At 26.4% G+C, this 21902-nt stretch carries 13 protein-coding genes and 3 tRNA genes; 12 read left to right on the forward strand and 4 right to left on the reverse strand.

Features of this window, described 5'->3' with window-relative positions; genetic code table 11:
• Window positions 1-171: 171 nt before the first annotated feature.
• The 5 genes from RYM86_RS16805 to addA all read left to right on the forward strand — a co-directional run bounded on the left by RYM86_RS16805 (window position 172) and on the right by addA (window position 8426).
• Window positions 172-262, forward strand: a tRNA-Ser gene (locus tag RYM86_RS16805).
• Window positions 263-297: 35 nt separating this feature from the next.
• Window positions 298-388 (forward strand) — tRNA-Ser (locus RYM86_RS16810).
• A 275-nt stretch (window positions 389-663) separates the two neighbouring features.
• On the forward strand, window positions 664-1179 hold the full coding sequence (locus tag RYM86_RS16815; RefSeq protein ID WP_315081927.1) for a GNAT family protein: 516 nt from the start codon (window positions 664-666) through the stop codon (window positions 1177-1179).
• Between the two features lie 28 nt (window positions 1180-1207).
• On the forward strand, window positions 1208-4666 hold the full coding sequence (addB, locus tag RYM86_RS16820) for a helicase-exonuclease AddAB subunit AddB (RefSeq protein WP_315081928.1): 3459 nt from the start codon (window positions 1208-1210) through the stop codon (window positions 4664-4666).
• Between the two features lie 25 nt (window positions 4667-4691).
• On the forward strand, window positions 4692-8426 hold the full coding sequence (gene addA / locus RYM86_RS16825; protein ID WP_315081929.1) for a helicase-exonuclease AddAB subunit AddA: 3735 nt from the start codon (window positions 4692-4694) through the stop codon (window positions 8424-8426).
• Between the two features lie 115 nt (window positions 8427-8541).
• Here the strand turns inward: addA and RYM86_RS16830 are convergent, their stop codons facing one another.
• On the reverse strand, window positions 8542-9693 hold the full coding sequence (locus RYM86_RS16830; RefSeq protein ID WP_315081930.1) for a L,D-transpeptidase: 1152 nt from the start codon (window positions 9691-9693) through the stop codon (window positions 8542-8544).
• 155 nt (window positions 9694-9848) lie between these two features.
• Here RYM86_RS16830 and RYM86_RS16835 point away from each other — a divergent pair, with 155 nt between their 5' ends.
• On the forward strand, window positions 9849-10658 hold the full coding sequence (locus tag RYM86_RS16835; RefSeq protein WP_315081932.1) for a DUF1189 domain-containing protein: 810 nt from the start codon (window positions 9849-9851) through the stop codon (window positions 10656-10658).
• 56 nt (window positions 10659-10714) lie between these two features.
• Here the strand turns inward: RYM86_RS16835 and RYM86_RS16840 are convergent, their stop codons facing one another.
• Window positions 10715-11884, reverse strand: a complete 1170-nt coding sequence (locus tag RYM86_RS16840) for a dicarboxylate/amino acid:cation symporter (RefSeq protein ID WP_315081934.1) — start codon at window positions 11882-11884, stop codon at window positions 10715-10717.
• Between the two features lie 337 nt (window positions 11885-12221).
• Between RYM86_RS16840 and RYM86_RS16845 the strand changes: the two genes are divergently transcribed.
• From RYM86_RS16845 to RYM86_RS16855, 3 genes are all read left to right on the forward strand, one after another.
• A complete protein-coding gene (locus RYM86_RS16845; RefSeq protein WP_315081936.1) occupies window positions 12222-13118 on the forward strand; it encodes a HAMP domain-containing sensor histidine kinase in 897 nt (298 codons plus the stop codon).
• A 131-nt stretch (window positions 13119-13249) separates the two neighbouring features.
• Window positions 13250-13324 (forward strand) — tRNA-Arg (locus RYM86_RS16850).
• Window positions 13325-13565: 241 nt separating this feature from the next.
• Entirely contained in the window at window positions 13566-14705 is a 1140-nt protein-coding gene (locus tag RYM86_RS16855) for a Card1-like endonuclease domain-containing protein (RefSeq protein ID WP_315081938.1), read from the forward strand.
• Between the two features lie 56 nt (window positions 14706-14761).
• Here the strand turns inward: RYM86_RS16855 and RYM86_RS16860 are convergent, their stop codons facing one another.
• Window positions 14762-15655: a phosphatidylserine decarboxylase gene (locus tag RYM86_RS16860; protein ID WP_315081940.1), complete on the reverse strand. Its 894-nt coding sequence runs from the start codon at window positions 15653-15655 to the stop codon at window positions 14762-14764.
• 161 nt (window positions 15656-15816) lie between these two features.
• Between RYM86_RS16860 and RYM86_RS16865 the strand changes: the two genes are divergently transcribed.
• From RYM86_RS16865 to RYM86_RS16875, 3 genes are all read left to right on the forward strand, one after another.
• Window positions 15817-16392, forward strand: a complete 576-nt coding sequence (locus RYM86_RS16865; protein WP_315081941.1) for a TetR/AcrR family transcriptional regulator — start codon at window positions 15817-15819, stop codon at window positions 16390-16392.
• A 312-nt stretch (window positions 16393-16704) separates the two neighbouring features.
• Window positions 16705-18435 (forward strand): ferredoxin hydrogenase, encoded by a 1731-nt coding sequence (locus tag RYM86_RS16870; RefSeq protein ID WP_315081942.1) that lies wholly within the window; start codon window positions 16705-16707, stop codon window positions 18433-18435.
• A gap of 489 nt (window positions 18436-18924) precedes the next feature.
• Window positions 18925-19713, forward strand: a complete 789-nt coding sequence (locus RYM86_RS16875; RefSeq protein ID WP_315081944.1) for a Cof-type HAD-IIB family hydrolase — start codon at window positions 18925-18927, stop codon at window positions 19711-19713.
• A gap of 148 nt (window positions 19714-19861) precedes the next feature.
• Here the strand turns inward: RYM86_RS16875 and RYM86_RS16880 are convergent, their stop codons facing one another.
• The gene (locus tag RYM86_RS16880; protein ID WP_315081946.1) at window positions 19862-21457 is read right to left on the reverse strand and encodes an ATP-binding cassette domain-containing protein; all 1596 of its coding nucleotides are present in this window, start codon (window positions 21455-21457) and stop codon (window positions 19862-19864) included.
• Window positions 21458-21902 lie beyond the last annotated feature (445 nt).

Genomic DNA, 21902 nt, shown 5'->3' on the forward strand with positions numbered 1-21902 from the left:
ACGGTGGTGTGAGAGGACGCTAAATAAAATAATTATTTAGCTCCTACTCGATTGCTAAAAACATTAAATTATATTAGATATAATTATACTTGATTAAAAATTATAACTAAATTTTTTTTAATTATATTGACATATTAAATATTAGTTGTTATAATAAACTTTGTAAGTTGTGGAGAGATGGTCGAGTTGGTTTAAGGCACCGGTCTTGAAAACCGGCGTGCGTGTGAGCGTACCTAGGGTTCGAATCCCTATCTCTCCGCCATTAATTTTATATAAAAATTAATTTAGAAGGCACATGGAGAATTACTCAAGTGGCTGAAGAGGCGCCCCTGCTAAGGGCGTAGGTCGGGCAACTGGCGCCCGGGTTCAAATCCCGGATTCTCCGCCAAAACACCTAGTATTTTTACTAGGTGTTTTTTTGTTATATAAAATTAATTAGCTTTATAAAATTAAGTTAAAATGCATTAAAAAATTGATTTCAAAGTCAGCTCTTTTTAATACGTATTCTTGAGTTTAATTATGTGATAAAACTTAAGAATACATATCAACATTTAACTAAAACTAAATGTTTTTTAATCAGATAGTAATATTTGCAAATATAGTGCAGCATTTTTATTGTAAATAGTATAATAACAATATAAGTAATTCTTAAGAGGGTGAATTATGCTTAAAGGGGAAAAAATTTATTTGAGATTAATGCAAGTTAGTGATATTAATAGATTATATGATTTAGCTAACGATTATGAGGTAAAAAAATATAATAATAAAATATTAGAAATGGGTAAAAAAATACAAATTAACGAAGGATTTAATAATTTGAGTATATGCAAAAGAAAAGCTGTAAGCATAATTAATAAAAAAGATGTTTTAGTTGGATTTATGACTTATAAGCAGAGCGATTATTGCAAAAATGTTTATTCAATAGGTATCACTATAGGAAAAAAATATTGGAACAGGGGATATGGTGAGGACTCTATAAAAACATTAATTAAGTATTTGTTTGATGATTTAAATGCAAAGAGAATACAGTTAGAGGTTGTTTCTGAAAATCTAAGAGCTATAAAATGTTATAAGAAGTGTGGGTTTATTGAAGAGAAAATAAGAAAAGCAATATATTATATGGATGGAGAGTATACTGACATAATAATTATGGGCATTCTAAAAAAAGAGAGCTTATAAATTATTAAATAAAAATATAGGAGTAATTATGAGTATAAGGTTTATTTATGGAAGAGCAGGTAGTGGAAAGAGTTTATTTTGTATAAATGAGATAAAGAAGTTAATAGATTCAGATAAAGAAAAGAAAATAATATTATTAGTTCCAGAGCAGTATACTTTTACTACTGAAAATAAGGTTTTGAATAATATTGGTGAAAGAGCATTTTTAAATACTCATGTATTGAGCTTTAGAACTATGTGTCAAAATATATTTGAAGAATGTGGTGGAAGAGTAAAGCAGATTATAAAAGATACTGGTAAGCACATGTTAATTAATAAGGTATTAAATGAAAAGATGGATGATTTAAGTTATTTTAAAAAAATGTCCAGAGAACAAGGATTTAATGATATAATATCTGAATTAATTACTGAATTTAAAAAATATAATATAGATATAGATGCTTTAAGAGATTTAACAGATAAGATAGATGATAGTGAGTTGATTGAAAAAATAAGAGAATTATCTTTAATATATGAGGAGTTTAATGTAAAAATGCACAGCTCTTATATAGATATTGATGATGAGCTTACCTTGTTAGCTAAAAAGTTGTTAGCTAATAACATTTATGCAAATAGTGAGATTTGGATAGATGAATTTACAACATTTACTCCTCAACAATTAGAGATTATAAGGATACTTTCTAAGACATCAGTAGTTAACATAACTCTTTGTATGGATAAAGTAGAAAATAGTGATGTTGAAGATATAACTAATGTATTTAGTAGTATTGAAAATACAGAGAATAGGTTGTTAAAGTTAATGGAAGAAAATAATATAGGTTATTTAAATCCTATTAATTTAAATTCTAAATTACCATATAGATTTAAAAATAGTGAAGAGTTAGCTCACATAGAGAAGTATTGTATAACATATCCATTTAAATCTTATAAGGGAAAAAATAAGGATGTAAGATTATACAAAGCAAATAATACCTATGATGAGATTGAAAAAGTAGCTCAGGACATAATTAGGTTAGTTAGAGATAGAAATTATAGGTTTAGGGATATATCTGTAGTGTGCAGAAATATAGAAGATTATAATAAGATAATTTCTGTTATTTTTAATGATTATGAAATACCATTTTTTATGGACAAAAAAATAAAATTATTAAATAATCCATTAATTGTTTTAATAACTTCTGCATTTGAAGTTTTATTAAAAAATTGGTCATATGAAAGTGTATTTAAATACTTAAAGAGTGGATTAACAGGATTTAATACTTATGATATTGATAGGTTAGAAAACTTTGTACTAGAGCATGGAATAAAGAGTTATAAATGGAATGAAGAAGAAATTAAAAAACTTAAAAATATAAGTATAGAAAATGGGGCAACTGAAGAAGAACTTACTATATTTGATGTGATGGAAGATGTAAGAAATTCTCTTATATCATTTCATAAATTAATAGAAGGTAAAAATAAGGTTATAGATATATGTAAAGCTCTATATGAATTCTTATTAGAGATTAAAGCTTTTGAAAGAATAGATGAGTGGATTATTAAATTTGAAGAATTAAAGCTAGAAGATAAGGTAAAAGAGTATAAACAAGTTGAATCTATAGTAATAGATATATTAGATCAAGCTGTAGAGGTTATGGGATCTGAAGTTATCGATACTTTTGAATTTTTTAAAATATTAAATTCTGGTTTTGAAAATGAAGAAATAGGAGTTATACCAGTAGCTTTAGATCAAGTTAATGTTGGGGATATAGCTAGAATAAAAGGTAGGAAAGTAAAGGCATTATATATAGTTGGAATTAATGATGGGATATTGCCAGCAGCACATAAAGATGAGGGAATTCTATCAGATAGAGATAGAATTGAGCTTAAAGAGTTTGGAGTAGTATTAGCAGCTGATGGTAGAAGCAAAGCTTTTGAGGAGCAGTTTGTGGTGTATACAGCATTAACAATCGCTAGTGAATATTTAATGCTATCATATCCTATGGCAGACTTTGAAGGTAAATCTTTAAGACCATCTATAATTATATCTAGAATAAAAAAAATATTGCCTAATTTAGTTGAGGAAAGTTCTTTATATGATTTAACTAAAAGAAGTGATCATTTAAATAAAGTTATTTCTCCAATTCCAACTTTTAATGAATTAATATTTGCACTAAGAAGAGAACTAGAAGATGAAGATATAGATGAGGAGTATTGGGGAGAGGTATATAATTGGTTTAAAGAAAATGAAGATTTTAAATGGAAGATAGAAAATACATTTAAAGGGCTTAGATATTCTAATACAGGGGAAAAAGTGTCTAGAAATAAGTTGCTTTCTCTTTATAAAAATGATTTAGGAAAATTATCGTTTAGTGTATCTAGATTGGAAAAGTATGCGGAATGTCCATTTTCATATTTTATTCAATATGGATTAAAGGCTAAAAATCGTAAGGTATATGAATTTACACCTCCTGATTTAGGATCATTTGTACATGGTATTTTAGATTTATTTACGAATAAAGTAAAAAAAGAAAAAATTGCATGGTCAGATCTTGATATGCTAAAGTGCAAAAATATAGTGTCTGAATTAATCGATACTAAGTTAAAAGAAGATAGCGGATCTATATTAAATAGCACTAATAAATATAAGTATTTTTCAAAGAGATTTAAAAGAGTTATATCTAAATCTGTATCTGTTATATCAGAGCAAATGAGAAGAGGAGAATTCGAGGTATTTAATAATGAATTTTCTTTTGGAAGTTATAATGACGGAGAAGCTATCGTGTTAGATTTACCATCTAATGAAAAAGTATATTTAAATGGAAGAATTGATAGAATAGATACTTTAGATTTAGAAGGAAGCACGTATTTAAGAATTGTAGATTATAAAACAGGAAATAAACATTTTGATTTAAATGAGTTTTATTATGGGCTTCAAATGCAGTTATTGGTTTATTTAGATGCACTACTAAAAAACTCTGAGTATATATTAAAAAAGCAAGCTTTACCTGGAGCTGTATTATATTTTAGAGTTGATGACCCTATAATAAAAACTAAAGGTGACATAACTACTGAAGAATTAGAAAAAGAAGTTTTAAGTAGTTTAAAGATGAATGGATTAATATTAAAAGATGCTAAAGTGGTTAAAGCTATGGATAGAGGTATTGAAACAGACGGATATTCATTAGTTATTCCAGCTGCATTGAAGAAGGACGGCGATTTTAAAGCTGGTAGCGAAGTAGTAACTGAAGAACAATTTAACTTGCTTAGAGAGTATGTAAATAAGAAAATGATTGATTTATGTGAAGATATGCTATGTGGAGATATAAAGATACAGCCAACAAAGGATTCTGATGGTAGTTATTGTGAGTTTTGCGATTATTCATCTATATGCCAATTTGATAGCAGCATAGAAGATAATAAATATAAAATTATAATGAAAAAATCAAAGGATGAAATTTGGAATAACATAATGGATGAATTAAATGATGATGGAAAAGAAAATTAGCTATTTAGATAGGAGATATTAATTTATGAGTGGAACAAAATGGACTGAGGAACAGCTAAATGCTATTACAACAAGAGATTGTAATTTATTAGTTGCAGCAGCAGCAGGTTCTGGGAAAACAGCCGTATTGGTAGAAAGAATTATAAAAATAATTACAAATGAAGAAAATCCTATAGATATTGATAAACTTTTAGTTGTTACATTTACAAGTGCAGCAGCAGCAGAGATGAGAGAAAGAATAGCTAGTGCAATATCAAAAAAACTAGATGAAGATCCAACATCTAAGAATCTTCAAAAGCAATTGACTTTACTAAATAGGTCTAACATTATGACTATTCATTCTTTTTGTTTAGGTGTAATAAAAAATAATTTTCATAAGATAGACTTAGATCCATCTTTTAGAATATGTGACCAGACAGAAGGTATACTTTTAAAGATGGAAATAATAGATGAATTATTTGATGATAAGTATGATGAAGAAGATCAGGAATTTGTAAAATTTATTGAGGCATTTAGTAGTTATAAAAGCGATAATGCATTGAAAGAATTAGTTTTAAGTTTATATAATTTTACAATGGCAGGACCATGGCCTAAAAAATGGCTAAAGGATGCTTCAGAGGATTTTGATATAAAAACCTTACAGGAATTAGATGAAACTAAGTGGGTAAGTGTATTAAAAGAAAGTATAAAAATAGAACTAGATGGATATATAAAGATGATGCAAAAGGCTATTGAATTAATAAATGAAACTGATGGATTGGAACCTTATTTTGAGGGATTTAGCAGTGAGTTAGATTTAATAGTAAATGCTTATAATAATGTTGAATCTAATTTAAATGACTTATATGATTCATTGAATTTAATAACTTTTAATAGATTAAAGACTATTAAGAAGAACACTGTAAGTGATGAAAATATACAAAACTTAGTTAAGCAAATTAGAGATCAAGTTAAAAAGAAAATATCAGCATTGATTGAAGGAACTTTTATAGCGGCTCCAGATAAAATGCTTGATAATATAAAAAAATCTTATCAATATATAAATCAATTAACAGAGCTTACTTCAGAATTTATAGATAAATTTAATGCTAAGAAAAAAGAAAAGAATATATTAGATTTTAATGATTTAGAACATTTATGTTTAAAGATTTTAATTGAAGAAAATGAGAAGCATGAAATAATACCATCAACAATAGCACAAAAGTTTAAAGATTATTTTGAAGAAGTACTTGTAGATGAATACCAAGATTCTAATAATGTTCAAGAAGCAATAATAGAATTAGTATCAAGAAAAAACTCTGATATTCCTAATGTATTTATGGTTGGTGACGTAAAACAAAGTATATATAAATTTAGGCAAGCAAAACCGGAATTGTTTATTGATAAATATAATATCTATTCATTGGATAAAGGAATTAATAGAAAAATTCAACTTTATAAAAACTTTAGAAGTAGAGAAGAAGTTATAAATGGTGTTAATTATATATTTAAATCAGTTATGTCTAAGACTGTAGGGGAGTTAGAATATACTGATGTTGAAGCTTTAAATTTAGGTGCAAGTTATCCCAAAAATCAAAATGATGATGATATAGTTGGTGGTCCGATTGAGGTTCATATTCTAGATAGAAGTGATAATAAAGAGGAAAGTGATGAGCCTAAAGTACAGGCTGAAGAAGAAGAAATAGGTGACATAAATTTAGAAGCTAGAATTATAGTAAAGAGAATTAATGAACTAATTTCTAAAAAAGATGGAAGTAAGTTTAAAGTGCTTGATAAAGACACAGGCGAATATAGGGACTTAAAATATAAGGACATAGTAATTCTATTAAGAGCGACCAAGAACTGGTCAGAAGTGCTATTAGATGAATTAGGATTAGCAGGAATACCTGTCTATGCAGATACCGGTTCAGGATATTTTGAATCAATTGAAATAAGAACTATTATGTCATTATTAAAAGTAATAGACAATCCTATGCAAGATGTGCCTATGCTTTCATTATTAAGTTCTCCTATTATAGGATTAAGTGCAGAAGAACTTAGTGATATTAGACTTATAGATAAAGAAAAGTATTTTTATGAAAATATAATTAAAATTACTACTGAAAAATTAATTTCAAAAGAGCTTCAAGAAAAATGTGAATATATATTAGTTAGTATTGATAAATGGAGAAGAAAATCAATATATATGCCTATAGATGAGTTTATCTGGCATTTATATATGGATACTGCATATTACGGATATGTGGGAGCTATGCCAAATGGAGTCCTAAGACAAGCAAATTTAAAGATATTATTTCAAAGAGCAAGGCAGTTTTCAGATACTAGTTTTAAAGGACTATTTAATTTTATTAATTTCATAAATAAATTAACCAAATCATCAGGTGATATGGGAAGTGCCAAAATTTTAGGTGAAAATGAAGATGTTGTTAGAATTATGAGTATTCATAAAAGTAAGGGCTTAGAATTTCCAGTTGTATTTTTAGCTGGATGTGGTAAGAACTTTAACTTAATGGATTTAAATAATAAGATACTTTATCATGAGGAATTAGGATTAGGTCCTGAATATATTAACTTAGAAAATAGAACTAGTATTACAACTTTACCTAAAGAAGCAATTAAAAAAAGAATGAAATTAGAAACATTATCTGAAGAAATGAGAGTATTATATGTTGCTTTTACAAGAGCTAAAGAAAAATTAATTATAACAGGGGCAGTAAGAAATGCAGAAAAATCTATTGAAAAGTGGATTAACTCAGCAGTTTTAGATAAGGATGTTGTATTGCCGTATGAGATATCAAAAGGAAAATCGTATTTAGACTGGATTGGTATGGTTTTATGTAAGCATAAAGATGGTGAGATACTTAGAAGGAAATTAGGATTTTCTAGTGAAATGTGTAAAGATGATTTATCAAGGTGGAAAATTAGCATATGGAATAAACATGAATTAGATGTGTATGATGAACTAGATGAAAATCAAGAAGAAGAAGATGTTAAAATTTCAATTTTAGATAAAGATGTAAATAAAAAAGTTAAAAGTGAAGTTTATAGAAGATTAGGTTATGAGTATGAATTTAAAGAATCAACTAAGCTTACAAGTAATATATCTGTATCTGATTTAAAAAGAAGAAATATGGACGATAATATTGATACTCTTGATATATTTGATTTAGATGAAGAGGATAATAAAAAGAAAGATGTAATTACTCCTAAATTTCTTCAAGAAGAAAAAGGAATATCAGCAGCAGAAAGAGGAACCGCAATTCATTTTGCAATGAAAAAAATAGATTTTAGTAAAGTTGGAACATTAGAAGAAATAAAAGAACAGTTAAATAAATTATATGATGAAGAGTTTATATTACAAGAAGAATATAACTCAATTAATCCATATAAGATATTGAAGTTCTTTAAAGGCAATTTAGGAAAGAAAATGCTAAAAATATATAATAATGGTGAAAAAGTTTATAGAGAAGTTCCGTTCTATACTGAGATAAGCAGTTTAGAATTAGATGAATCTTTACCACAAAAGTATGCTAATGAAAAAATAAGAGTACAAGGTATAATAGATTGTTTCTTTAAATGTGATGATGAAATAATCTTGTTAGATTACAAAACAGATTATGTAGAAAATGAAGAAGAATTTAAAGAAAAATATAAAAGCCAATTATTATATTATAGTGAAGCAATATTTAAAATGACGGGAAAGAAAGTTGATAAGAGATATCTATATTCATTCTATTTAGAGAAAGAGATTTTAATATAGAAATTATTATAAAAGTATTAATTTTATTAAATAAAAAATAAGTGAGTGCCTTAAATGTATGGATAAATTATATTTAAGACACTTACTTTTCTATATTTATTGGGGGGATAATTAGCTATTTAATTATGATTTTAGTATCTCTTGGGATGTTATCATATATCCATTTAGCATCGCTTAATGCTAATCTTATGCATCCGTGTGAGGATTTTTTGTTTAAAGTAGTATCTACTACTGTAGTTTTATCTTCAGCATATGGAACTGAGTGAAATAATATATCACCATCAATTTGAGTCCAATACTTTCCACCTTGTTTAAACTTATCCGAGAAGAACCATTCACCTTTTTCTTTAATAGAAAAGGCACCACAAGGAGTTGGTTCTGAATCTATTCCTGTAGAACAAGAAAAGGATTTATCTAAATCCCACTTATTTGCTTTACCTTTATAAACGTAGGTTTTTTGATTATTTATATCTATAAAAATCAAATAAGGGGTATTACTAACTAAATTTAATGTATTTATGTTTTGTGAAGAAATATTATTTATATAATAATCGGATACTGTTTTTGAATCAGCAATTTTATCTAAATATTGCTGTTTACTAGATTTAATTTCAGCAATTTTTGTTTTTATATCTTCATCATCATTTAAAACAGAAGGAATACTAGATATTTGATTTAATGCCTGACTATAATAGTCGTTAGAGCATAATTCATCACATTTAGAAAATAATTCATCTTTAATCTCATTTGTAGATTCTCTTAAGTAAATTAATGATTCATTATAATTTAAATCCAATGGAGATAGATTTGAAAAATTAGTTACAGCTTCATAATATTCTTTGTTATTAAAATGTTCTATTCCATTAGAATAGTTATTGATTGAATCTTGAAGACTAGAGGCAGAATTAACTAATGCTATCACTTCATTTGAATTAAAACCGTATCTATTTATTTCATTAGCTTTTATTAAAATTTCTTCTTCATTTAATTTAGAAGTTTCTAAATCTTGTTTCAATGTTGTTATATTATCTGAAAAATATTTTTTTAAATCTCTCTTTAGAATTAAGTTTTTAAAAGGATTAAAATTTTCTTGTGTTAATAAAATGTTATTAGCATGAGAGAATTTGTTACCATCAAAGTTTACCTTAAAATTATTAACTAATTTTTTATATTGATAACCCTGAAATAGTGTAGTTAATGTAATTAGTGTAAATAATAAGATATATACAATAGATTTATTTATATGAATATTTTTATTTAATTTCAAAACATACCTCCTATTTTTATCCAAAAACAAAATATATATTTTTATTATTAGCCTAAATGCATAATAATAAACATTTATATTTTATAAAATAGGAAGTATATGTTAATATATTTATTAGTGACGTTCTTATCTAAAAAAGGATATTGGAGGAAATGATGAATAAAACAGATAATTTTTTTAAGAAATTTATTAATTGTATTTACAATTTAAAAGCATTAATGACATATCCTAAATACGGAATATGGAAAGCTATATTATATGTATTATTAATGAGCACTATTTTGGGAGGAATAAGGGGAATAACTATTGGATATAAGATAGATAGGGAATTAAGTAATTTAAGTACAATACTACAAAAAGGTGAATATAAATTTAATATAGTAGATGGAGTATTACATACAGAAAATTCACCATTAAAGATAGAGGGAACATCTAGTCTGATATATATTGATGAAAATAAAAGTTTGAATGAAATAAACGATTTAAGAGATATAACAGTTCATAATGATAACAACATATTGTTTTTAAAAGACGGAATATCATTAGAAACAGGAGTGCATAAACAACAAGCACATTACAAAGAATTAATTGGAGATTCTGAATTAGATAATAGTATTTTATTTGGAGAATTATCATATGTATTAAAAATTATTGTAGCTATCGTAATTTTGTATACGATATTAGTTACATTTATTAATACACTAATAAATTGTTTATTTGTAACTGCATTTGCATCATTTTCATTAATAATTATGAAAGTATTTATGAAATATAGCATACTATATTCATTAAGTTTATATGCATGCACATTACCATTTATATTTCAAATTATATTACAAACTATTTTTCCAAATATAAAGTTAGATACTATGTTCATAGTTGGTACATTAGTATATGTAATATTTATACTTAAGTATATAAAAGATGGAATGATAAAAATTAAATTAAATAAAGACGGAATGTAATAAAGGATATATCATTAGGTGATTCAAACTTAATGATATATCCTTTTAATTTATATTTATTTTGCTTTATTCTTGTTTACAAAGTAATCTACTATTAAAGATAAGGCACCATCACCAGTAATATTAGTTGCAGTACCAAAGCTATCTTGTGCTGCATGTAATGCGATCATTATAGGTTTCTCTATGTTTCCAAATCCAAGCATAGATTCTAATAATCCAAGAGCCGCCATAACTCCACCACCAGGAACTCCAGGTGCAGCTACCATTGTTACTCCAAGCATTAATATAAATGGAATCATAGTAACTAAAGTAGGCGTTTGTCCTCTCATTAGCATTACACCCATTGAAGTTAATACTAAAGTTATAGTATCTCCTGCTAAATGTATTGTAGCGCATAGAGGAATAACTAAATCAGCAACCTCTTCAGATACATTATTTTCTTTAGTACAACTCAATGTAACTGGAATAGTAGCAGCAGATGATTGAGTTCCTACAGCAGTAAGATATGCAGGAATCATATTTTTTAATAACTTAAATGGATTTTCTTTCTTAAGTCCACCAGCTATAGAATATTGGCATAATAAATAAGCAAATTGTAATATAAACAATATTAAATAAATAGTAGCGAAAGATTTTATGGTAGTAAATATTTCACCACTTAAGCTTAATTTAGCAAATATTGCTGCGATGTAAAGTGGAACAAGTGGAATAAGAATTTTAGAAATAATCATTGAAACTATTGAACTAAATTCTTGAAATCCTCTTAATAATGAACTGTTAGTTATTTTTGAAAGTCCTATACCAAAAACAAATGCAAATATTAAAGCAGACATTATGTTAAGCATAGGTGGTATCTCAATTGTGAAATATGGTTCTGCTTTAATTGTTTCAGTTGCTACCAATGTAGCTGCTTTTATTATTTTAGGAAGAAACGATATTCCTACAAAATAAGCAATAATACCAGAAATAATAGTTGATATGTAAGCTAGTATAGTAGTTCCTATAAGTACTTTCCCTGAATTTTTCCCAAGTGAAGCTATTCCAGGAACTATAAAGGCTATTATTATTAACGGAATGACAAATGATAAAAAATTTCCAAATAAAGCACTAAAAGTGGCTAATATTCTTATTGGGAAGATTATATTTAAACTTCTACATGTTAAACCGAGTATTATTCCTAAAATTAAAAATGTAAATATTCTTTTAATTAGTGATAAATTCTTCAATTATAAATCCCCCTTGTATAATTAATGTTCATATATGGAATACATATGTGTGTATTACAAGTACAAATATATCATTAAATTATTAGTGCGGTCAATAGTTATATAAAATTTTACTCGAAATAATAAAATTATTGAATATTTTACAAATAAATTACATAAAATTATAAAATAATATGCACCAATATGAATAATTTTTTATAATTTTAGGTTATTTAGACTGTTAAGGTAAAATAAAAAATGTTAAAAAATGGTTGTTACTATTTTTAGTATGTGATAATATAAAAGTATGAAATTCAAAAAAATGGAAAAAGATATTGATTATAAGGAGAAGCTGTAAATGGGTGTAGCGAAGAAAATTATAAATGATTTTATAGAAGATAATAGGGAGTTAAATAGATTAGAACTTTCTAAATTAACAAAAGAAGAATTAATAGATAAATACATGAATATAAATAATTATAAGAATTTACAAGAAAATCTCCTTTTAAATGTTTCTCATGATTTAAGATCGCCATTAAATGTAATTTTAAGCATACTTCAATTTTATGAATCAGGTTACATAGCTGGCAGTGATAATATGAGTAAATATATGACTAGTATAAAGAGAAATAGTTATAGGATGTTAAAACTTATAGATAATCTTATAGATACAACAAGATTAGATAAAAATTATTATAAAATTGAAAGAAGAAATCTAGATATTGTTAAATTAATAGAAAATACTGTTTCATCAATAGATAAATATGCAAAACAAAAGAATATATCATTAATATTTGATACCAATGTTGAAAAATGTATTATGGGAATAGATCCAGAGGCAATAGATAGAATAATTATGAATCTTTTATCTAATGCTATAAAGTTTTCTTATAATAATGGAAATGTATATATTAACTTATGGAAAAGAAATAATGAATTAAATATATCAGTAAAAGATGAAGGAATGGGAATTCCGATAAAAGAACAAAATAAAATTTTCAATAGATTTATGCAATCATCTAATCATAAAAAAATAGAACAATCAGGAAGTGGAATTGGATTGGCATTAGTAGAAAGCTTAACTAAAGCACACAGTGGTAAAATATTATTAAATAGTCAGGAAGATAGAGGTAGTGAATTTATAATAAAACTTCCAATAATAAAATTAAGAGAGAATAATGAAGATAATCATATAATTAATGCAAAAACTAACATTGAAATGTTAGAAATAGAATTCTCAGATATTTACTTATAAAAATGGCATTTATTAAAATAAATACTTAATATTATGGAAAAATAATCTTAAGTATTTATTTTATAAACTTGCTTATTATGGTGGCTTATGATAATATATTTATTGAAGTAAAGTTATTTTTAATCTAATATGGAGCGTTAGTTAAACGGATATAACTTACCGCTACGGACGGTACATTGAGGGTTCGATTCCTTCACGCTCTGCCAAAAGACTTAGCTATTTTTTTAGTTAAGTCTTTTTTTGTTGTATAAATAAACGTAATAATAAATGCTAATAATAAATTATATAAATATATTTTTAAATTTAATGTGGAGTTTTTAATAAACTTAATTTAGAAAGTAATATTCAGTAGTATTGAAGGTATTATCTATTAATTATAGAAGTGAAAAAACTAAGTATGTTAGATATTTAATAAACAATAGTTACAAAGTAAAGGTGGCAATTATTATGAGAGAAGATATTTTGATTAATTTATTAGATGAGCATAATGAAGGCAATTTATTAGCTACTGATAAATTTAGGCCTTTTAAAGTAATTTACTTGAAGAATGAAGAAAATAGCGAATTATATGAGAAGTTAAAAAAATATCATAAAGAAATTTTTCCTAACATTTATATAGAGAGTTATGTTATAGGTGAAGGTAATATAAAGGAAATAGATAACTTATTAAATAAATTAGATATAGAAAAAACTATTATAAATGTAACTGGTGGAAAAAGAATAAATTCATTAATTTTATTAAATCAAGCTTTAATAAAGAAGTTTAATGCTGTTTATATAGATATTTTAAATAAGAGAATATATGAATTAGGAAATTATATTAAAAATAAGTCAGAAGAATTTAAAGACATATATCTAGACGACATACTTAAAATAACTGGTGCTGATATCTTATTAGATTCTAGTAAAATAAGTAGATATTCTGATGTAATTAATATAACAAAAAAAATTTATAAGAACTTGGAGCTCTGGTATAAGTATAAGCAACGCCTCTATGATAATCACTTATTTATTCATGATTATTCCCAAGGTAATAAAGTCATTGTCAATATATCTGATTTATATGGGGAGGATGAAAAGAGAATATTAAATTCTTGTCTAAACTATTTAGAAAAAATTGATGCAATAAAATATAAAAGAAATAAAAATAACATAGAGGTTTATTTTCAAAAAGACTATTTAAAGGGATTTATATTTAAAAGCGGAACTTGGCTTGAAGTATTAACTAATATGGTCGTTAGAGAAATTGAAGAAATTGATGATGTTAAAAGTGGAGTTATGTTTGTGTGGAATAATAATCAAAGTAAAGTTAAAAATGAATTTGATGTATTAGCAGTAAAAGATGATGTTTTAATATGTATATCATGTAAAGATAGTGCTAAATATGATGAAAATGCATTAAATGAATTAGATGTATACAGTAAAAGATTAGGTGGAAAAAATGCAAAGAAAATATTAGTTGCAACTAAAGAGCCATGTAAAAGATGCATTAAAGAAAGAGCAGAAATGATGGGAATAAGTTTAATTATATTAGATAAAGATATGAATAAATTTAAGAATGAATTAAAAAAAGTAATTAATAAATAAAAAGGACTTGGTTACTATAAATACATAGTGACTAAGTCCTTTAAAATATAAATTTATTATTTAGAGATCTTAGTTCCAATTGTTTCTCCAAATAAGACTTTACATTCATATCCTTGTTTTGATTGCTCTAAAATATCAGAATCTATTTTTACTTTATCTTTTTCTAAGAATAGTATAGTTGTAGATCCACCAAATTTAAAGTACCCTTTTTCAGCACCTTTTGTTACTTTTTTGTTAGGCTCATATGTTTGAATTATTGATCCAACACAAGTAGCACCTACTTCTACAGTCAAGATATCACCAAAATTTTCTGATTTAAATATGCACCACTCTCTTTTGTTTTCACAAAATAATTTTGGGATTGAATTAAGAGCTATAGGATTTACAGAATAGTAATGACCTTTGATTTTATGTATTTCACAAGGTATACCAGAGTCTACAAAGTGAAATCTATGATAATCAGTAGGACATAATCTTAAGATTATGCAAATACCGTTTTTGTAATTTTCTGCCATTTCATCATTTTTTATTAGTTCTCTTAAACTATAAGTTAACCCTTTTATTTGTACAATATTATCTAAGTCTATATTATCATAAATAGTAATTCTCCCATCTCCTGGAGAAATTAAAATATCTTCATTAGTATCTATTGGTCTTGAAGTAGGTATTAAATTTCTAACAAAAAAGTCATTAAATGAATTAAATTCAGAAATATTTTTTTCTGCAATATTCATATCAATATTAAAGTTTTTAACAAAGTCAGGTATTTTTTTTGTACTGCGTCTTGTATCACAAAATTTACCATAAAATTTTGAAAAAATCTTTCTTTTAGCAATTAATTCTGTTATGCTTTTTCCAACGGGTGTTTCGTAGGTCCACTTAATGAACTTTTTACCTGCCACGTTTTCTTCTTCATATTCGTTAGTAATTCTGTTATATACTTTAATCATAAATTCCTCTTTTCATTAATTTAAAAATATATTTATATATTATATACTGATTCTAACATATATATTTTAAATATCAAAAAAATGAAAGTAAAAAGTAATAAATAGTAAAATTTTAGTGGTATAATATAATTATTATCAGTTTATGAAAATGAGGGATTGGTGTGAATAAAACAAAAAAATTGATTTTTAATTCTTCAATAGAAGTCTTTTCAAAATCAGGGTATAGGGGAGCAACAATGGATGAAATAGCAACCACTGCGGGGCTTGCTAAAGGAACACTATATTATAATTTTAATAGCAAAGAAGAAATATTCAACTTTATAGTTGATAACGGACTTAAGTTACTTAATGATGAAATTGCAGCAGTAAATAAATTAAATGATGATGCAATTGAAAAATTAAAACAAATCTGCAAAATACAATTAACATTTCTTTATGAACATAAGAGCTTTTTTAGAGTTGTAATGAGTCAATTATGGGGAGATGAAGAAAGACAATTTATTTTAAGAGAAAAGGTAAAAAGTCATATAAAAGAAATAGAAATGTATATACAAATGGGGATGGAAGAAGGGTGTATTAGAAAAGGCGATAGTGAAGTAATGGCCTATGAATTTTTTGGAACATTATGTTCAGCAGCAATATATGAGTTGATAAACATAGAAAAGGTTAGTTTAGAAGATATTATTAATAAGACATTAGAATTTATTTTTAATGGTTTAATTAATAAAGAAGCATAGAAAAAATTAGTCTTAATTCAAATAAGCATGAATCACATATACAATAGGTAGCCTATCCTAAAAGTTTTTTTAGGATAGTTTTTTTGTTTGAAATATAAATATTCAACTTAGCTGAATACAGATATTTCATATTATATAAGATATCTGTATTAATACATTATTTATACAATAAAAACTATTAATTAATACTTATTTTTAATGAGCAATTATGTTAAAATTGTAACGTTGATAAAAAATGTGCTTTAGAATATAATTGTACATTGAAAATATAGTTAAATAAAAAAGTATACTAAAGACGGGGAGGTTCATTTAGTGGCATATATATTAATAAATGAAAAAGAGGTTTCTGTAAAAGAAGAGGGTAGAACTATTTTAGAAGTCGCATTAGAGAATAATATAGAGATACCAACCTTATGCTATTTAAATGATTGTAGCAATACAGGGAAATGTGGAGTGTGTGCTATTGAAATAGAAGGACAAAAAGAATTAGCATTGTCTTGTGAAACATTAGTTGAAGATAAAATGGTTATAAGAACTGATTCAGAAAAGGTGCAAGAAGCTATTAAATTAAGAGTAGCTGAAATGTTAGACAAGCATGAATTTAAATGTGGTCCTTGTAAAAGAAGAGAAGACTGTGAATTTTTAAAATTAGTAATAAAAACTAAGGCCAGAGCAAATAAGCCATTCATAGTTAAAGATAAATCAGAATATGTAGATGACAGAAGTAGGTCAATTGTTATAGATAGAAGTAAATGTGTACTTTGCGGAAGATGTGAAGCTGCTTGTAGCGAAAAAACGGCTACAAATTCTATAAAAATTATTGATGACAATGGTGATAAGAAAGTATCAACTATTGAAGGTAAGTGTTTTGATGACACAAATTGTTTATTATGTGGTCAATGTATAGCAGCATGTCCAGTAGATGCATTATCAGAAAAATCTCATACTGAAAGAGTGCAAAATGCTTTAGAAGATCCAAGCAAACATGTAATAGTTGCAATGGCTCCATCAGTTAGAGCTGCCATGGGTGAAGCATTTAAAATGGGATATGGTGTTGATGTAACAGGAAAAATATATACAGCTTTAAGAATGTTAGGATTCAATAAGATATTTGATATTAACTTTGGTGCTGATATGACAATAATGGAAGAAGCCACAGAACTTATTAGTAGAGTAAATGAAGGTGGTCCATTCCCTATGTTTACATCTTGTTGTCCATCATGGGTAAGAGAAGTTGAAAATTACTTCCCAGAGTTTATAGATAATTTATCTAGTGCAAAGTCACCTCAACAAATTTTTGGTGCTGCAAGTAAAACTTATTATCCTGAAATAGAAGGATTAGATCCTAAAGATGTATTTACAGTGACAATAATGCCTTGTACATCAAAGAAATTTGAAGCTGATAGAGAAGAAATGGAAAACAACGGCTTAAGAAATATAGATGCTGTAATTACAACTAGAGAATTAGCAAAAATGATTAAAAATGCAAAAATAAATTTTGCTAGCTTAGAAGATAGTGAAGCCGATCCTTCAATGGGAGAATACACTGGTGCAGGAGCTATATTTGGAGCTACTGGTGGTGTTATGGAAGCAGCTTTAAGAAGCGCAAAAGACTTCATAGAAAATAAATCACTAGAAGAAATAGAGTATGAACAAGTAAGAGGTTTAGATGGAATAAAAGAAGCTACAGTTACACTAGGTGGACAAGAATATAATGTGGCTGTTATTAATGGTTCAGCAAATGTATTTGATTTTGTTAAGAGCGGAAGAATGGAAGAAAAACAATATCACTTCATTGAAGTAATGTCCTGTTCTGGTGGATGCGTAAATGGTGGCGGACAACCTCACGTAAATTCAAAAGATAGAAGTAAGGTTAATATTAGAACTGTAAGAGCATCAGTTTTATATAACCAAGATAAGGGACTATCTAAGAGAAAGTCTCATGAAAATGCATCATTATTAAAGATGTATGAAACTTATATGGGCAAACCAGGAAAAGGACTAGCTCATGAATTATTACATATAAAATATAAGAAAAAATAATAATAGATTCGTTTAAATATGACATGGTTTAGTAAAGTGTTCATATATGCATAAATAAAGTGGACTAAGTAATTGAACTTAGGAATACTAAAATGAGTATAGTCCTATTTTAGCTTGTTCCCAATGTAAAATTGTGACAAGCAATAAATATATGACAATACTCATTAACTATTCTCACAGTCCAATTACAATGTCACTTTACCTATTGCATATATGAACACATATTTAAACATCAAGTATTTTAGACTCTATAGATATATTGATATTAGGTAATTTAATTGTTTTAATTATGTTATTTAGTATAAAATATATTTTGTAGAGTCTATTTTTATATGATTTTATTTAGATACTTTAAGATAAATTGAAAAAATGTTAGATAATAAATTAAGTTTTTAGTTTATTAAAACGATTTAAAAAGTATATAATATAAAATTAATTCCAATATAAAACTAGAAAAAAATTTAGTTGAGAATTGAAAGTGGGGTATATATGAAGCTTTTAGCAAGTGATTTAGATGGAACTTTAGTAGTGGGAAATGAGTTAAAAAATGATAAGGATTTAACGTTAATTAATAAGCTTAAAGAACATGGACATAAATTAATTGTGTCAACAGGCAGAAGTTATGACCTGGTGATACCTTTAATAGAGAAGTATGATATAGAATATGATTATTTATTACTTTGTAATGGAAGTTTAATTATGAATAGAGCACATGAAATGGTGTTTGATGAATGGATATCTAATGAAATTTCAAATAAGATAATAAATGATTATTATAATAATAAAACCTTAGTTTATTTAGATAATTATAAGAATTCTATTTTTATAGACAATCCTAATCTTGATAAATATCAAATTGGGGATATGATGGATCTTTTCACAAAGAAAATAGATATTCAAGAAGCTATGTCATCAAAAGATAATTATAAAATAATAAGCTTATCACCTGTAGATAAAGACCAAGGTAAAGCAGAACAAATAAAAGATGAAATAATAGAGAAATATGGTGAACATGTAGAAGCATACAGAAACCAATTTTTTGTTGATATAGTACCAAAAGGATGTTCAAAGGGAAATGCACTTAAGAGAATATTGAAAGTAGAAGATATATCAAAAGATAATCTTTATGTTGTTGGGGATTCATTCAATGATGTTTCAATGTTTAATATAACTCATAATAGTTATACGTTTAATGATTCAGAAGACAAGGTTAAAGAACATGCTAATAATGAAGTGAATTACGTATATGAAGTTATAGAAGATTTGTTATATAAGTAATTGCTTTAAAAATGTGTTGAGATTGTAATATAAATATCTTGGACAGAGTTATTAAAAGCAAATTCCAATGCTTGAGCACGTAGATTAAAATATAAATATTATATTAAAATAAAGGCTATTCCTTAATTGGAATAGCCTTTTAGTTTTATTATTTACTAGTTGCAGCGAATTCTAAGTATTCATCAAAAGACATAGTTCTATCAATAATAGATCCGTCATCTTTAATATCTATAATCCTATTTGCTATAGTTTCAACGAATTGATGGTCATGAGAAGCAAATAGTATGTTACTGTTGTAATCTCTTAATCCGTTATTTACCGCAGTAATTGATTCAAGGTCTAAATGGTTAGTAGGTTGATCTAACATTAATACATTTCCATTTGAAAGCATCATTTTAGATAACATACATCTAACCTTTTCTCCTCCAGATAATACATTAGCTTCTTTTAAAGCTTCTTCTCCAGAGAATAACATTCTTCCTAAGAATCCTCTAATATAACTTTCAGATTTTTCTTCTGAATATTGTCTAAGCCAATCTACTAAAGAAAGGTTACAACCATCAAAGTATTCTGAGTTATCATTTGGGAAGTAAGAACTAGTTATAGTTATGCCCCATTTGAATTCACCATTATCTGGTTCCATTTCGCCAGCTAATATTTTAAATAATGTACTTACAGCAATTTCATTACCAACAAGGGCGATTTTATCACCTTTATTAACCATGAAATTTATATTATCTAAAACTTTAACGCCATCAATAGTTTTTGAAAGATCTTTAACAGTTAATATATCATTACCAACTTCTCTTTCAGGCTTAAATCCTACGAAAGGATATTTTCTACTTGAAGGTTGAATATCATCTAAAGTAATTTTATCTAATAATTTCTTTCTTGAAGTAGCTTGCTTAGATTTAGAAGCATTAGCACTAAATCTTGCGATAAAGTCTTGTAATTCTTTAATCTTTTCTTCTTTTTTCTTATTTTGATCTTTTGACATTTGAAGAGCTAATTGGCTTGATTCATACCAGAAATCATAGTTACCAACATAAATCTTAATCTTTCCAAAGTCAACATCAGCCATTTGAGTACAAACTGAGTTTAGGAAATGTCTATCATGCGATACAACTATAACAGTTCCATCAAAGTTTCCTAAGAAGTTTTCTAACCAATTTACAGCCTTTAAATCAAGACCGTTAGTAGGTTCGTCTAAGATTAGGATACCAGGATTACCGAACAAAGCTTGAGCTAAAAGAACTTTAACTTTTTCTCCACCAGTTAATTCTGATACATTTTTAAAATGATATTCAGTTCCAATTCCTAGACCTTGTAATAATGAAGAAGCTTCAGATTCTGCTTCCCAACCATTAAGTTCTGCAAATTCACCTTCTAATTCAGAAGCTTTAATTCCATCTTCATCAGAAAAATCAGGTTTTGCATATATTTCATCTTTTTCTTTCATGATTTGGTAAAGTCTTTCATTACCCATTATTACAGTTTCTAAAACTTGAAAATCATCATATTTATAATGTTCTTGTTTTAATACTGACATTCTTGTATTTGGAGCAATTATAACTTCACCAGTATTAGGTTCAATTTCACCTGATAATATTTTAAGAAATGTACTTTTTCCAGCACCATTTGCTCCAATAACTCCATAACAATTTCCTGCTGTAAATTTAAGGTTTACGTCTTCAAAAAGTTTACGTCCACCAAATCTAAGACTAACATTTGATACAGTTATCAATAAATTTCCCTCATTTCATTGAATATTCATTTCGTTATTATACCACATAAACACACATAAAGAGAATATTTAAAGGAATTAAAAGCATCTTTATTATTGACATTTTTGTAATTTAGATGATAAAATTAAGAAAATTGTAAAGATGGAGAGTAATTGTTATGATATGTACTAGATTTATATTATTAAAATTAAATAACGCATATTACTGTAACTATTATAGATAGAGCTTGTATTAATAATTTTTTATTATAGATGCGAGCTAAAGTATAAGCTTAAGTTTGTATCTATGATGGTTAGAGCTATTTATTATTCTCAGAATAATTCACATAGATAATCTGTGTGGAAGTAGAGTATTTAGTATTGTAGGCAACCACATAGTAACACTATGTGGTTTTTTTATTGTGTGCCCAGCATGGGCACGTACTAATCGGTGAAAGTCCGTAAT

It is taken from the genome of uncultured Clostridium sp. (assembly GCF_963527835.1).
In the GTDB taxonomy this organism is placed as follows: Bacteria; Bacillota; Clostridia; order Clostridiales; family Clostridiaceae; genus Clostridium.

What these genes read in the sequence shown, in the direction of transcription:
- addB (WP_315081928.1), top strand. Translation starts at nt 1,208, where the DNA reads ATGAGTATAAGGTTTATTTATGGAAGAGCAGGTAGTGGAAAGAGTTTA.
- RYM86_RS16845 (WP_315081936.1), top strand. Translation starts at nt 12,222, where the DNA reads ATGGGTGTAGCGAAGAAAATTATAAATGATTTTATAGAAGATAATAGG.
- RYM86_RS16835 (WP_315081932.1), top strand. Translation starts at nt 9,849, where the DNA reads ATGAATAAAACAGATAATTTTTTTAAGAAATTTATTAATTGTATTTAC.
- RYM86_RS16875 (WP_315081944.1), top strand. Translation starts at nt 18,925, where the DNA reads ATGAAGCTTTTAGCAAGTGATTTAGATGGAACTTTAGTAGTGGGAAAT.
- RYM86_RS16815 (WP_315081927.1), top strand. Translation starts at nt 664, where the DNA reads ATGCTTAAAGGGGAAAAAATTTATTTGAGATTAATGCAAGTTAGTGAT.
- RYM86_RS16855 (WP_315081938.1), top strand. Translation starts at nt 13,566, where the DNA reads ATGAGAGAAGATATTTTGATTAATTTATTAGATGAGCATAATGAAGGC.
- addA (WP_315081929.1), top strand. Translation starts at nt 4,692, where the DNA reads ATGAGTGGAACAAAATGGACTGAGGAACAGCTAAATGCTATTACAACA.
- RYM86_RS16860 (WP_315081940.1), bottom strand. Translation starts at nt 15,655, where the DNA reads ATGATTAAAGTATATAACAGAATTACTAACGAATATGAAGAAGAAAAC.